Origin of the sequence: Paenibacillus marchantiae (assembly GCF_028771845.1) — a bacterium.
GTDB lineage: Bacteria > Bacillota > Bacilli > Paenibacillales > Paenibacillaceae > Paenibacillus > Paenibacillus marchantiae.
The window spans coordinates 3,981,706-3,995,564 of the sequence record NZ_CP118270.1 but is presented as its reverse complement, the minus strand read 5'-3'; the positions used below and the strand labels follow the sequence as shown (position 1 = coordinate 3,995,564).

At 45.1% G+C, this 13,859-nt stretch carries 12 protein-coding genes and 1 pseudogene; 1 reads left to right on the top strand and 12 read right to left on the bottom strand.

The features are described 5' to 3' along the window. Nucleotides 1-6 precede the first annotated feature (6 nt). Nucleotides 7-591 carry a TetR/AcrR family transcriptional regulator gene (locus tag PTQ21_RS18380; RefSeq protein ID WP_274566605.1) on the bottom strand — a complete coding sequence of 195 codons (585 nt, stop codon included), beginning with the start codon at nucleotides 589-591 and terminating at the stop codon, nucleotides 7-9. A 244-nt stretch (nucleotides 592-835) separates the two neighbouring features. On the opposite strand from PTQ21_RS18380, the gene PTQ21_RS18375 reads away from it, so the two are divergent. Then, a complete protein-coding gene (locus PTQ21_RS18375; protein ID WP_274566603.1) occupies nucleotides 836-2,056 on the top strand; it encodes an MFS transporter in 1,221 nt (406 codons plus the stop codon). Nucleotides 2,057-2,062: 6 nt separating this feature from the next. On the opposite strand, the gene PTQ21_RS18370 is transcribed toward PTQ21_RS18375, so the two are convergent. The 11 genes and pseudogenes from PTQ21_RS18370 to PTQ21_RS18320 form a co-directional block, all read right to left on the bottom strand. After that, nucleotides 2,063-2,224, bottom strand: a complete 162-nt coding sequence (locus PTQ21_RS18370) for a hypothetical protein (protein ID WP_157258459.1) — start codon at nucleotides 2,222-2,224, stop codon at nucleotides 2,063-2,065. A gap of 27 nt (nucleotides 2,225-2,251) precedes the next feature. Continuing rightward, a complete protein-coding gene (locus PTQ21_RS18365) occupies nucleotides 2,252-2,701 on the bottom strand; it encodes an SRPBCC family protein (RefSeq protein ID WP_338020327.1) in 450 nt (149 codons plus the stop codon). Nucleotides 2,702-2,970: 269 nt separating this feature from the next. Beyond that, entirely contained in the window at nucleotides 2,971-3,885 is a 915-nt protein-coding gene (locus tag PTQ21_RS18360; protein WP_072732593.1) for a phosphotransferase, read from the bottom strand. Nucleotides 3,886-3,992: 107 nt separating this feature from the next. Next, nucleotides 3,993-4,161: pseudogene (locus tag PTQ21_RS31495) on the bottom strand (IS1595 family transposase); the annotation flags it as partial. Nucleotides 4,162-4,482: 321 nt separating this feature from the next. After that, nucleotides 4,483-5,580: an HD-GYP domain-containing protein gene (locus tag PTQ21_RS18350; protein WP_090805833.1), complete on the bottom strand. Its 1,098-nt coding sequence runs from the start codon at nucleotides 5,578-5,580 to the stop codon at nucleotides 4,483-4,485. Between the two features lie 277 nt (nucleotides 5,581-5,857). Next, nucleotides 5,858-7,693: a UbiD family decarboxylase gene (locus PTQ21_RS18345; RefSeq protein ID WP_072732591.1), complete on the bottom strand. Its 1,836-nt coding sequence runs from the start codon at nucleotides 7,691-7,693 to the stop codon at nucleotides 5,858-5,860. A gap of 273 nt (nucleotides 7,694-7,966) precedes the next feature. Further along, nucleotides 7,967-9,307, bottom strand: coding sequence for a sensor histidine kinase (locus PTQ21_RS18340; RefSeq protein WP_274566601.1), 1,341 nt, complete (start codon nucleotides 9,305-9,307; stop codon nucleotides 7,967-7,969). After that, nucleotides 9,304-9,972, bottom strand: a complete 669-nt coding sequence (locus PTQ21_RS18335) for a response regulator transcription factor (RefSeq protein WP_072732590.1) — start codon at nucleotides 9,970-9,972, stop codon at nucleotides 9,304-9,306. Before PTQ21_RS18335 ends, PTQ21_RS18340 begins: the two co-directional genes overlap by 4 nt. Nucleotides 9,973-10,017: 45 nt before the next feature. Beyond that, the gene (locus tag PTQ21_RS18330) at nucleotides 10,018-11,982 is read right to left on the bottom strand and encodes an ABC transporter ATP-binding protein/permease (protein WP_274566600.1); all 1,965 of its coding nucleotides are present in this window, start codon (nucleotides 11,980-11,982) and stop codon (nucleotides 10,018-10,020) included. A 203-nt stretch (nucleotides 11,983-12,185) separates the two neighbouring features. Then, nucleotides 12,186-13,478: an amidohydrolase gene (locus PTQ21_RS18325; protein ID WP_274566599.1), complete on the bottom strand. Its 1,293-nt coding sequence runs from the start codon at nucleotides 13,476-13,478 to the stop codon at nucleotides 12,186-12,188. Between the two features lie 80 nt (nucleotides 13,479-13,558). After that, the gene (locus PTQ21_RS18320; RefSeq protein ID WP_064638826.1) at nucleotides 13,559-13,852 is read right to left on the bottom strand and encodes a hypothetical protein; all 294 of its coding nucleotides are present in this window, start codon (nucleotides 13,850-13,852) and stop codon (nucleotides 13,559-13,561) included. Nucleotides 13,853-13,859: the final 7 nt, after the last annotated feature.

The following is a 13,859-nucleotide window of genomic DNA, read 5'->3' as shown; positions in this document are numbered from 1 at the left end:
CTTCCCTCATTCCTCAAGCAACGATAACGTAACCTTAATACTCTGCTGCACAAATGAGCGATCTGGCTCCGATTTCATCATCACGGTCAATCCAATCATCGAAACAACCAGAGATTTGGACAACGCACTTGAGTCGAGATCATTAGACAATTCCCCTGTTTCCTGCCCCCGTTCAATCGTCTCCTTGAAAATCGCCGCCAGATACATCTGGTGCTCGCGTGTCAGGACAGCGAATTTGGGGTCATGCGGAGCCAGTTCAACCATCGTATTGATGCAAAAACAGCCGTGACGAGTATCTGTCACATCCCCTTCTGCTCCAATATGTTCAAATAAGGCACGGAAGGCTTCGTTTACAGAGGATGTATGTTGAAGCCTGGATCTGACCTGAGCGGCATGCAAAGTTGTATATCTGCGAAGTGCCGTTTCAAACAATTCCTTTTTGTCACCAAAAGCCGCATATAGACTGGGGCGCTGAATCCCCATAGATGTTGTCAAATCACTTAAGGATGTCGCTTCAAAGCCCTTATCCCAAAAAATCTGCATTGCCGCTTCCAATGCCTGATCCGTATCAAATTCCCGTTGTCTAACCATGTATTCACCTTCTTTATGTATCGATCAGTATATAACTATTTTATCTAGATCCAATTCTCATGTCAAATCCATCTCGATATATAAAGAAGACAATCAAACATTTCAATTCAACTCTTGACATCGCGTCAAAGCGTGAAGTATGTTTATTCCGAATCATAATGTACTGATCGGTATATTTAAATTCAACAGTGTTCCTTCTGCTCCCCTAACTTAGCACATTCGAATACAGAAAGGTGAATCATCCATGCAAAATGCATCTCATCAAGCACATCCCTTCAGCGAAGGACGTTCAGGCATGTCCCGCCTTGTCGCGCTTTTATTCGCCCTATGCAGCGGACTGGCGGTAGCCAACATTTATTATGCCCAGCCTTTGCTCGACTCCATTGCTGAAGAGTTTAGTATCTCTCATTCCTCTATTGGAATCGTTATTACCGTAACCCAGATTTGTTACGCCCTCGGATTGTTATTACTGGTCCCTCTTGGTGATCTATTAAATCGACGCAAGCTGATCATTATCCAGATGCTTTTATCCGTAATCGCCCTGATAACTGTAGGTACCTCATCATCCAATCAAATCTTATTTATTGGAATGGCAGCGATTGGGTTGCTTGCCGTGATTACACAAACACTCGTTGCCTTTGCCGCCTCCCTGGCTGCACCTTCTGAACGAGGGCGTATCGTCGGTCTGGTCACAAGCGGAATCGTCATTGGCATATTACTGGCGCGAACTATAGCAGGCACCTTGAACGATTGGATCGGCTGGAGATCAGTCTATCTCTTCTCTGCCAGTCTGACATTACTCGGGATTATCGCCCTGTTTCTGGTACTCCCAAAACACGAACCCAAACGAGAGAAACTCAGCTACACCCAATTGATCGTTTCTGTCCTGCAACTATACCGAGAGCTGCCTATTCTGCGGACACGCGGCGTTCTCGCCATGTTGATCTTCACAGCCTTCAGCATTCTGTGGACTTCCATGGTGTTGCCACTTAGCGCTCCGCCACTTTCCCTGTCACATACTGCTATTGGAGCCTTTGGTCTTGCGGGAGCTGCTGGTGCCCTGGCTGCTGCACGTGCCGGAAAACTGGCTGATCGGGGATTGGGACAAAAGACGACGGGCGTCGCTCTTGTCATATTGCTTCTATCCTGGCTGCCCATTGGCTATGTTCACCACTCATTATGGCTGCTTATAGCTGGGGTAATTATGCTTGACCTTGCCGTGCAGGCCGTACATGTCACCAACCAGAGTCTGATCTATGAAGTCCGACCTGAGGCGCAGAGCCGTTTGACGGGCGCCTACATGATCTTTTATTCAATAGGAAGTGCTACCGGCTCCATTGCTTCTACTCAAGTGTACGCATGGGCAGGTTGGACTGGCGTTTGCTGGCTGGGTGCAGGCGTTAGTGCCGCTGCGCTTCTGTTCTGGGCCTTTGATCGGTATATCCATCGAAATTCGGATCAATAAATGAACTTAATCCAGCTTATTCCATACCACGATAAACAGAGTGGCTAACGGACCAAATAACAGGGAAATCAGAAACCAGTTACGACCACTTCTGTTTTTTCCCTGGGCAAGTCCGGCATTAATAAGAGCAAGTGTACCCCAACCCACAAAATATTCGTTTTCCATCAAACATCATCTCCTCCTGACAGATCGGCTCTATTTATTCTCTAGTAACGCCTTTAGCTTCAAATTTCGGCTCTCCAGGAAAGCCTGCATATACCTCTTGAGTACAATGCGCTCTGCGACCCAACCCAGAACACCAAGGGGAGCTTCAAATCTCAGTGTGTCCCTCATACAAGTGGTCTGCTCGCCAAGCTTGCTGAAACGGTGTTCATGTCTCATGCTCTTGAAAGCACCTTTCTCCATCTGATCCACAAAGAGATACGGCCGATTGTACTCGGCGATCCGGGAAGTCAGCTTCTGCCTTATCCCAAAATGGCTCGCTTCGAAAGTTACCGCATCACCTTCACCAATTCTGCCCGTTGTCACACCTGCTACAGCCTGCTCATGGGTATGTTTCCAGACCGTCCGGGTATGAATATCAATGTCCCGCGCATAGTCAAAGCATCGCTCGATGGGCGCATGTATTGTAATCTCGGTTACCACTTCAATCAAGGACGATCACTCCTTTTCCGCTTCCTTTGCCTAAGGCTATGTTAAATTCTAATGTTGATATTTGACCATAAGAAAACCGCATTCGTTGAAAAGGCGGTTTATTGCTATCGTGTCCCGTTAGCGCAAGGACTTACTCTGTTGAATTTCGTGTTCCTCAACATAAAGCGGCATCAGAGAAGGCGGATCGTACCTTATCGCGGCCTTTAAACGACAAAATGGTGCCGATAGCCTAGCCCCACAGCCGAAACGAAATAATGAGTCTAATCCGACAGTGCCCGCATGATGTTGGATTTCGCCTCTACAGCAATCGCTTCATTCCCATCATCGACCGCTTGCATTAAGACCAGTATGGGGATGTATACCGCGATCAGCCGTGCCAGCAGCTTCGTTTCCTCGTCCGCTCCTCCGTACGTTTCAAAAAACACGCCGCGAGCGTAAGGTGGTAAAAAGCTATAAGCAACGCTCAAATCGCAAGCCGGATGGCCTACGCTCAGATCGCCCCAATCAATGATGCCGGAAACGATCCCGTTCTCATTTACAAGCATATTTTTGAAATGAAGATCGCCATGTAGCAGTGCATTCACCGCCTCGACACGGTCCTTTTGCAGCCTGCTAATATACGCTTCGATCACACCGGACTCCTCCGGCGACAAGTGTTCAACCACCTTCGATAGAAAGCCCTCCAATTTCACTTTGCGCGATGCTATGTCCGTCAAGTTTCGATGATCTTGCTGAACTCCGCACTTCAGCGCCGCCTGCACCGGAAACTCATGCAATTTCCGCAAAAATTTCGCCAACGTCTCTGCCGATAAAGCCCGGCGTTCTTCCGTCAAACCGATTGGGAAATCTCCTGACACGTAGGCATAGCCAAGAAATGGTGCCGGGTATTCGCCACTTGCTTCGCCATAAAACAACGGTTTCGGATAGGGGATGGTCATATATGCCTCCAGCTTCGGCAGCAGCTTCCCTTCCATACGAATAGAGCCAACTGCAATCTTTCTTCTTGGAAACCGGAACACATACTCGTCACCGATGAGAAAAACCGTATTGTCCCAGCCCCAGCCCAATCGCTTTACTTGCTTCGATGACAGCTGAGGGAATTGTCTGCCGATCAGCGTCCGCGCCTGCTCTTCGTTAACCTCCCACTCCGCATCCCATACATTCGTTCCTCCCATGAATTGTCTGCCTCCTCGTTCCTTACGTTATTTAGATGTTTACATTCCCTGGAATTTACGCATAACTGCCCGTTAGCTTAACAAGAATAAGTAGAAAGCCGAGTCGGTCACAGTAAACAGACACAATTTGACCAACATATTTTTCTTATTCGACGCGGTATTCTCATACTTGCTGTCTAAGTAACGAAACCACGCCAAGTAATTCTGCAAATACTTTGTTGCAACACCATTGATGCGATCCATCCATTCCTTCAAGCGGCTGTGGTAGCTGTTGGTTCGGGACTGCAAAAAGTAGATAAGTTCTCGCTTACCATTATCGTCCAACGTATCAGCAAGCTTTTTCAGTTCGTTTAAATCCATGGGCAAATCATCTCCGAACAGTTATATTGCCCTTATTAAAGAACACTTGTTCGTATTTTTCAAATATCAACAACAAAGTTTAACATACTCTTGCCTAAAAAGGAAGATTAAGGTCTTTGCAAAGTATACTCCTGGTCACCATGAAGAACAATTCAGTGCATGATCTAAATTAAAAACGGGTCCCCTGTTATCTTATAGGAGGCCCGTTTTCTGTATGAATTCATTTGTTATTCAAACTTAGATAATTAATTCATTAATGGCAAGAGTGCGTTCTTTGGACAGATCACGATATTGTTCCGATTCCACCTTGATCAGTGGTTTAAAAATATCGGATGTATTGTTCATGACAATAACACCCCGCTCGCCGTTGCTCAGCAGTACTTGTTTACCAATAAAATTAGGAAGCAGATGCTGCATCAAGGCTTGAACCGGCTTCTCATTCAGTTTGCCGAATCCCATCGCATAAATATCGCGCAAGTTATTGATCAGGTTCGGATTGCTGCTTCCGTGACTGCCGGATCTCATCCCGATGTATATGTCAGCGACTGATACGATCTGTGTATATGGATGAATTTCGTCTTTCTTCAGTTGCATCGGATATCCGGTACCATCCTCCAGTTCATGATGCTGAAGAGCTACCAGCGCTGTAGCCTCATCGGTCATGGAACTTTTGATAATATCATGTCCATAGATCGTGTGACGCTGCAATTCGAGCTGTTCATCTGCGGTTAACGGTTCCACCTTGTTGCGTATCCGATGAGATACCTTGCATTTGCCAATATCGTGAAGATAGCCACCACGACTGATCTGATAACTTTCTTTTTGGGAATAACCAAGCCAGTTAGCTAGGTAAAATGACAACAGTCCAACCTGAATGGAATGTGTGTAGTTATTGACATCATCCCGTTCCAGCATCATCAGGAGATGCACGACATCCTTTTGCTCGTCCAATCCCTCCACCATCGGTTGAAGCGCATCGTCCACCATTGTTGCGTTGAACTTGCCCACAGTCAGCGCTTCGAGAAACGCGGATTGATAATTATGTACAGTTTGTATAAATTGGGATTTCATTTCTTCTTCAGGCGGTTCTTCCTTGGTGCTTGTGCTTGTGCTTGCTCCAGATGCAAATTTTGCTGCAGCAGCAAAGAATTCCGCTTCCGTGATCTCTTCCTCGCGTGGTTCAATATCCACATAGTCTACGCGGTGCTGCATCAGCAAGGTGATATCTTCACTTTTGATCACAGTACCCTGACCCAGAACGTGTAATCCCGCTTCGCTGAATGTATCCGCAGTTAGACGGTCTCCATCTTGCAGGTTCATAATATGGATTCTCAAATCGGTATTCCCCCTGAACAATCATTTATAGTCAACAGTACCCGTTAGATCGGGTCCCAAAAATCCCTATACTACTTTATATCGATAAATACATTCTTTTTCTCCATAGTCCAAACGACCTTAATCGTAAAAGGAAATACGAACGTATAAGACTTTATTCTCAGTCCCATTTTCAAAAAAGTCCCGGTTTGAATTTGTATTTAGATATCTGGCATATCGCTTTACACATATATAACCAAAAAGCCCAAAAAAATCTTTGGGCTTTTATTGAATTCAACTAAATTTTGATTGAACTCAGGCTCGCTCCCTGTACGAAAAAGCGTTCAATCCCTTTCTCAACAGATGGGTCCGGAATTAATGGTGGTGCCTGATGCGGCTTCACTCTGGCATCGATAATGATCTGGTCACAGCCCCAATGTTTATAGTTGTAACTGCTGTTCACACCGTACATATCATGGGACGGATTACTGCGGGTAAATGTCGCCCACAAGAAGTTGCTGAGATTCGCACTCAGGAAAGAACTATCGTCACATAATACAATCATTGGACAAGAAGACAGGTTTCCTTTTTCCTTCAGCATGTCCGTAAATGCCTTCATTTCTTGTTCTGTATCCGCATAACTATTGAATGGCGCACCCTGAATAGCTACAATTCCTGGCATCACGAGCTGCGGATTACTATAACCCCGGATATCCTTCAATGTCTCCGGTACTTCACGGCACAATTCCCGTTTCTTGTCCCCATAGGCTGCAAATACAACCTTACTGCCGCTATTCAACCCGGTTCCCGAGTAATCCAGCGTATCGATCGTTGTGTTGGTATGAAAATGAATGTCCCGTTGCAGATCCATTCGTTCCAGGATATACGTCAGGAACTCCACTTCTCGGTGCGTATCCAGCGGTTGCTGATCTTCTGCTGTGATAAACAAATACTTCGCCAGACTGAGCTGGCCTGTACCCAGAATACGACTCGCAATCGTCAGCAGCTCTGTTGGCTGTTTTACCGTCTGATAGGGCGTATACCGCTCACTTCCGATCGCGAACAGAAGCGGATGCACTCCTGCTGCATCGACAGCATGGACTTCTTTCACACCGGGAACTTCCTGTTTAATGGCATCACCCGTAATTTCGTGAATCAGATCCCCAAATGCAGTATCCTCTTGCGGAGGACGACCCACCACGGTAAATGGCCAGATCGCATTCGGCTTGGCGTACACTTTATGCACTCTCATTAGTGGGAACGGATGGGTCAGACTGTAATATCCAAGATGATCACCAAACGGTCCTTCAGGCTTCGTCTCGTCCGGGTAAATATCACCCGTGATGACAAAATCGGCGTCATTGCTGATGCAATACCCATCCTTATAGCTGTAACGGAAACGCCGGCCGGCAAGTAGCCCCGCGAAAGTCATCTCACTGAGTCCTTCAGGCAAAGGCATCACTGCAGAAAGTGTATGTGCCGGCGGACCCCCAATGAATACACTCACTTTCAGGGGTTCTCCCTTTTTGACTGCTTTGGCCTGATGAATACCAATTCCGCGATGGATCTGATAATGAAGTCCAATTTCCTTATTCAGTTCATAATCATTACCACTTAGCTGTACCCGATACATGCCCAGATTGGAGTTCATGATGCCTGGCTTGTCTGGGTCTTCCGAATAAACTTGAGGCAGCGTAACGAATGCTCCACCATCCATAGGCCAATGCTTGATCAACGGCAGATCTGAGATTTGAATCTCTTGCGCGGTTACAGGCAAACTGATGGACTTCTGCTTAGGTAGAGCCTGCCACGCGGCAAGACCGGTGCTGATATGCTGAAAAGGCGTCTTGAGTGCCTTCATTGGATCATCCCGGACAGCCATGACACGTTGTACACCTTCAAGCGTTCCACGGAACATGAATTTGCTTCGTTCCAGTGTACCGAACAGGTTCGAAACAGCCTGGAACTTGGAGCCTTTCACATTTTCGAAAAGCAGAGCTGGGCCTTTCGCCTCATGCACTTTCATATGTATCGCTGCCATCTCCAAATGAGGGTCCACTTCTTCCTTCACTCGAATCAAATGTCCATGCTGCTCCAGATCATTAATGCAATCTTCCATATTGCGATATTTCATTGGATGGCTCCATTCTGTATATAATAAATTGTTATGTTCATATATTCACATAGATGTGCAGGGGTAGCGGATAGAATAAAACGTTGAATCTAATTCACTCTCGTCACCATATAAATGGATTGATACTCACATCTCTTCTATCTTATCAAATCATCTGCCACTAAACAAAACAATATATCAGATCTTTCACGCAGTGCTCACCAAAAAGCAATATTTAAGCAACAGGGTCTTGTATTCTAAGGACCAAGATTGCTTCAATATTGCTAATTGAGCTTACTTAAGATGTAGTCGAAGGTCTGGGATCGTAACCGTAAACTGCGTTCCTTCTCCAACCCTGCTCTCCACATCAATTGTACAATCATGCAATTTCAAAATTTTAATCACGATGGAAAGCCCTAATCCATTGCCTCTAAGAGCACTGCTCCGTGCTTTGTCCACCATATAAAATCGATCGAAAATATACGGAAGGGCCTCCTCGGGTATTCCTTGTCCTGAGTCTCTAATCGATACCTTCACGAATGACGTGGACATCTCGATTTCGATGTGAATGGACCCAGCGGTACCCGTATATTTTATCGCATTGTTGATTAAATTCTGCCAGACCTGCTCAAACAAATCTTTATCGACCGTGATCTCGCAAGGCAATAAATCCAATTCAATCCTGATATTTTTGTGCGCCCACTGGGGTTCTGCTAATACGATCGTTCTTCTTAATTGCTCATCTAATTGGAACGTACTGGGATTAAACGGATGGTGCTCCGAGTCCAGCGAGGCTAACCGAAGTAAATTATCACTAAGCCTGGAAAGGCGTAATGTTTCCTCGTATATGATATCCAGATGCTCTTTCTGCTCTTCCAAAGGGATGACACCATCTTGCAGCGCTCTTGTGAATCCTCTAATCGATGTTAGTGGGGACTGCATTTCATGAGAGACATTACTGACAAAATCATCACGCACTGAGTCTATTTTTTGCAACTCACGGGCCATATGATTAAAGCTCTCCATCAGCTCACCAAACTCATCTGGATTATTATGTTTCAACCGGACAGACAGATCGCCTGAAGCCATTTTCTTAGCTGCAGCAGTTAGCCTTTTGATCGGTTTCACAATGTACCCAGACATGAACATGATTAATAAGCTTCCTATGACTAAGACAGTTAATAGCGATATAAATAATGTACGTTTCACATTATGAAAAATCGATGAAAAATTAATTTTGATCAGGAGCGCATCTTTTTCTTCATTCATCCTGGGAACACCAACAATCGCTGTCTCATCTTTATTGGATAGAATAAACGCTTCCGTGGTATTTTCATCGAATAATTCATGAACTTTATCATCTGGTAGTGAAGCAAGCACTTCACTTTGTTCATTCACGGAGTTTATGTCCAAGCCGTATCGTGCAAAGATATCCAAGCTTGTTTTCACTTTTTCCGGATCATCAATCAGATTTATCATCGTAGCTATGTCTTCGGCAATCGTAACCATAGAATGATTTGGTGTGTTTTCCTGAGATCGCATATTTAATATAAAGGAGAGAATTAAACTGACGATCACAATACCAAAAAAGGTAACTACGATTCGTAGACGCAGGCTTTTCCTCACGATTTTCATACACTCTCCAAACGATATCCAAGTCCTCTTATCGTCGAAATGATCAACTTAGGGATCGGTTCAAGCCGTTCTCGTAACCTTTTGATATGCACATCAACGGTACGCTCATCACCTTCATAATCGATTCCCCATATATCTTCTATAAGCTGTGTACGTGTGAATATTTGCCCTGGCAAACTCGCCAGAGCAAACAACAATTCACATTCCTTCTTTTTCAATTCAACCGTTTGAGCTCCTGCCTCCACTGTCAAATTGCTCAGATCAATCGTTGCACCGCCTATATGAATAACATTCGATGAAATCTTGTTGTATCTCTTCATTAAAGATTTTACACGCAAAATTAACTCCACAGGATCAAAAGGTTTTACTAAATAATCGTCTGACCCTGCATTGAATCCTCTGACTTTATCCTTGGATTCTCCCTTGGCAGTCACCATCAGAATCGGAATATCCATATAAGATCGAATGTCTTCGGTCAGTTCAATACCATCTACTCTTGGCATCATCACATCTACAATAGCTAAATCAATTTTGGTATGAGACAAAATGTTCAGTGCTTCTTGGCCATCCGGCGCTTCCACGACGGAAAACTGATTTTTTTCGAGATAAATTCGGATTAATTTGCGGATATGGGAATCATCATCCACCACAAGAATCGTGTTCATGTATCCATTATCCTTTCCGCAATTTTCATTATTCACAACTTAAATTTATTCGTATCGTAAGGATTCCATCGGGTCCAGCTTGGCAGCCTTCGATGATGGCATCAAACCAGCGATGATACTAATCACTGTACTTACAACGATTCCGAACACAATGTAGTATCCCGATAGATTTATTAGCTTAGCTCCAAAAGCGTTGTCCAAGAGAATATTCAACACATAACTAATAATTATCGCAAATACTACCGCAATGATACCACTGAATACCCCCAATAGAGCAGATTCAGAAAAGAAAATTCGCTTGATGTCCTTCTTTCTTGCTCCAATCGCACGAAGGATTCCGATTTCCTTCGTTCGTTCCACGACACTAATGTAAAGCACAACCAATATCATAATACCGGATACGATTAACGAAATGCCTGCAATACCAGACAGAACGATCGTGGCCATGTTCACGTATGTCGTGATATTTTCCATGATTTTTGCCGTCTGGGAGCCTGAGAAGCCCGCATCAACAGCTGCTGCATTAATATCATTGACATATTTCATATCGGTTGCATAAGCGTTAACCTGAATTGGCCCAATCGTTATTCCTTTGTCCGCATACATTTGCTCCAACGTCTGTGATGAAATGTAACCCGGTGATTGCTGCATTGGTGATCTTTGATCTGACGCTTCATAAATACCAGATATGGTTATTTCTTTCTCCAAAGTTACGGGTTTATTATTGCCATCCATCTCATTGATATATAGAAACACAGACTTGCCGATCATGGATTCAGCTTGGTCATTTCCACTTAATTTATTCGCCGTATCGAGGGGTAACAACATCTCATTTTCTACCGGAAGCTTACCCGTTGTTAGCGTTGCTGGATCAAAAGCATCCGTTAACGTCGTTAACTGCGTAAGTGCCACACTTTGCTTTGAATTAACCATAGTCGATTTGCCTGTAATGGTAGTGATGGTCTCTACATGATCCACATTAGGGAATTTGCGAATAGTCTCAATGTCGGCTGTTGTAAAAGGTTCGCCTGCTGCCATCAAGGCTTGCGGGCCTTGCATATCTTTGGCATCTGCACTGGGCTTCGTTATATCCACAAGCAACGGGTCCATACTTGAATTGATTTCGTCGTTCATATATGTCGTTATTCCATTACCCAAGGAGAGCATCAGGAGTACACTTAAAATCCCGATCGACCCACCCAATGCAACCAGTACATTACGCTTGCCGTTGAGTTTCATATTTTTGAGAGCCATTTTGAAAGAAGCCAGTAAGCCCAAGTTTCTGGAAGCACCACGACTGCCTTCATAAGTGGTCAAGGAACGATCTTTTAGATGGATATCATCCTTAATCCGTCCCTCCTCAACCTTCACAATACGCGTACCGGAATCAGCTACTTTCTGCGAGTGAGTTACCGCAATGACCAGCATCCCTTTTTGCGCAATACTGTCCAGCAGAGCCAAGATTTGATCCCCGTTTCCCTTATCCAAAGCACCTGTTGGTTCATCCGCCAAAATAATGTCTGGATTGTTCGATAGTGCACGAGCAATGGAAACCCTTTGCTTCTGCCCACCCGACAGCTGGTTAGGCCGTTTGTTCAGATGACTCTTCAGCCCGACCTCGGTCAAAATATCTATAGCGCGCTTATTGCGTTCCTTTTCACTTGTGTCCGTCATTTGCATGGCAATCGTAACGTTCTCCAGCACAGACAGATGCGGGATCAGATTGAAATTTTGAAACACAAAGCCGATATTATTCTTCCGATAATCATCCATTTCCTTTTCAGTCATAGCACTTAAGTTCTTTCCACGAACAAGGATCTCCCCTTCAAAATCGGAGTCCATTCCACCAATAATATTCATAAGGGTTGACTTTCCACAACCCGATTCACCAAGGATCGAGACGAATTCTCCTGTCTCAAAGCTCAAATTCACATCATGGAGCACAGGAACCTTTTCCTTACCATACAGCGTGTATGATTTCTTCACATGTTTTACTTCTAATATAGTCATCTTGATCTCTTCCTCTCCAAGTCATACACCCTATCTATATTGGCCATTTCACATTCTAACAAATTTGTGTGAACTGATAATGAACTGGACAATTCGCGTCTGCCTGGTAAAAGAATTGTAGCTGTCAAAAATCAATATGTAAGGAAAAGCAAACGGAGCCCTACTTTCATTAGGACTCCGTTTGCTTAGTTCCGCTTGGCACATTAAATCCCTTCCACAATACGCTTCGAACGAACCTCTACCTGACGGAAAAGTTCTTCCTCATCTATCGTTAGCAGCTGCCTGCCTCTCATCAACACACGACCATTCACAATGGTGGTATCTACATCGGCGCCATTCACGCTGTATGCAAGCAATGATTCCAACTGGTGAACCGGCTGCAAATGCGGTTTCTTCAGATCAATCAGAATCAGGTCGGCCTTGCGCCCAACTTCCAGCACACCTACTTCATCCTGAAGGTTCAACAGACCTGCACTTCCCCGTGTAGACATGTGTAGTACCTCTCTTGCCGACAACCGGGTAGGATCACCATAATCCAGCTTTTGCAGCCAGGTCGCAGCCTTGATCTCTTCAAACATATCGATGGTTGTCGCACTGCCTGCCCCGTCAGTTCCAAGACCCACATTAATTCCCTGTGCAATCATCTCGGTAATTGGGGCAATTCCGCAGCCCAGCTTCAGATTGCTGACCGGATTGTGCGCTACTCCACCACGCATGCCTTTCAGTCTGCCAATATCTCTGCGATTCAGGTGTACACCATGGGCAAGCAGTACGTGTGCTTTTTCGAACATACCTGCCTCTTCCAAATACTCCGTTGGCGTCATGCCATAGCGTTCACGAATTTTCACAACTTCCTCTTTCGTCTCAGCCAGATGAATGTGGATAGGCACATTCTCCTGTTCCGCCATCGCAATGACTTCCCGCAAAGGTTCTACTGGGCAAGTATAGGGAGAATGCGGGCCATACATCGTCGTAATTCGACCCTCAGCCTTACCCGACCAACGTTGTACCAAATCGACCGCTTCCTGTAATCTGCGCCCTCCGTCATCCTCCACGAATACCATTCCGCGTGTGAGCGATGCCCGAATGCCGGTTTCCGTCACCGCTTCTGCGATTTCATTCATGTGAATGTACATATCAGCGTAAGCTGTAGTTCCTGAACGGATCATCTCGGCGATGGATAATTGTGCTCCCCAGTATATATCTTCGGGTGTCATCCGGGCTTCTGCAGGCAGCATCTTACGGTCAAGCCAGTCCATCAGCTTCAGATCATCCGAGAATGCTCGTAACAGACTCATCGGTGTATGCTGGTGAGCATTGATCAGGCCTGGCATGGCCAGTTTATGTTGACCATCCATAATGTCATCACCCGGTTGAGCCTGAATGTGGGGAGCAATCTCTGCGATACGGTCGCCTACAATGCGAATATCCCCCTTAAAGGGGGAATCGGTGTCTTTCATCGTTAAGATTGTGGCTTGCTGGATTAATATACTCATTCGTTTCACAACTCCTCTAGGTTTGGATTGCCTTACTTCCAAATCCGAGGATAAGCCTTCACGTAACGGCAAGGTCAAGACTAAGTTAATTTTTGAGTCGTCATCGTTCTGAAAGTTTGGATAAAAGGCTTGGGATCTATGTTGACCATATAAGGATAGACTCCGGTGCTGGTATGTAGATAGAAAAAACCACCTTCATTCCCCATTCTCCGAAAGGACATGTCGAACACTTCCGTAATATTAAACTCGCGGTATTTCGTTACAATCTTGTCCGAGTACAGGATCATGGACCGATCGCTATGCAGTACTTCCTGTGCGAGCCCCGTCACTTCTCTCTGTACTTTGTAATAAGGCAATACAGCAATGCAGTTCATGATCTGC

Excerpts from the sequence above, each read along its gene's own strand:
- PTQ21_RS18325 (WP_274566599.1), bottom strand. The coding sequence starts at position 13,478 with ATGAGTATATTAATCCAGCAAGCCACAATCTTAACGATGAAAGACACC.
- PTQ21_RS18335 (WP_072732590.1), bottom strand. The coding sequence starts at position 9,972 with ATGAACACGATTCTTGTGGTGGATGATGATTCCCATATCCGCAAATTA.
- PTQ21_RS18360 (WP_072732593.1), bottom strand. The coding sequence starts at position 3,885 with ATGGGAGGAACGAATGTATGGGATGCGGAGTGGGAGGTTAACGAAGAG.
- PTQ21_RS18320 (WP_064638826.1), bottom strand. The coding sequence starts at position 13,852 with ATGAACTGCATTGCTGTATTGCCTTATTACAAAGTACAGAGAGAAGTG.
- PTQ21_RS18330 (WP_274566600.1), bottom strand. The coding sequence starts at position 11,982 with ATGACTATATTAGAAGTAAAACATGTGAAGAAATCATACACGCTGTAT.
- PTQ21_RS18345 (WP_072732591.1), bottom strand. The coding sequence starts at position 7,693 with ATGAAATATCGCAATATGGAAGATTGCATTAATGATCTGGAGCAGCAT.
- PTQ21_RS18340 (WP_274566601.1), bottom strand. The coding sequence starts at position 9,307 with ATGAAAATCGTGAGGAAAAGCCTGCGTCTACGAATCGTAGTTACCTTT.
- PTQ21_RS18375 (WP_274566603.1), top strand. The coding sequence starts at position 836 with ATGCAAAATGCATCTCATCAAGCACATCCCTTCAGCGAAGGACGTTCA.
- PTQ21_RS18380 (WP_274566605.1), bottom strand. The coding sequence starts at position 591 with ATGGTTAGACAACGGGAATTTGATACGGATCAGGCATTGGAAGCGGCA.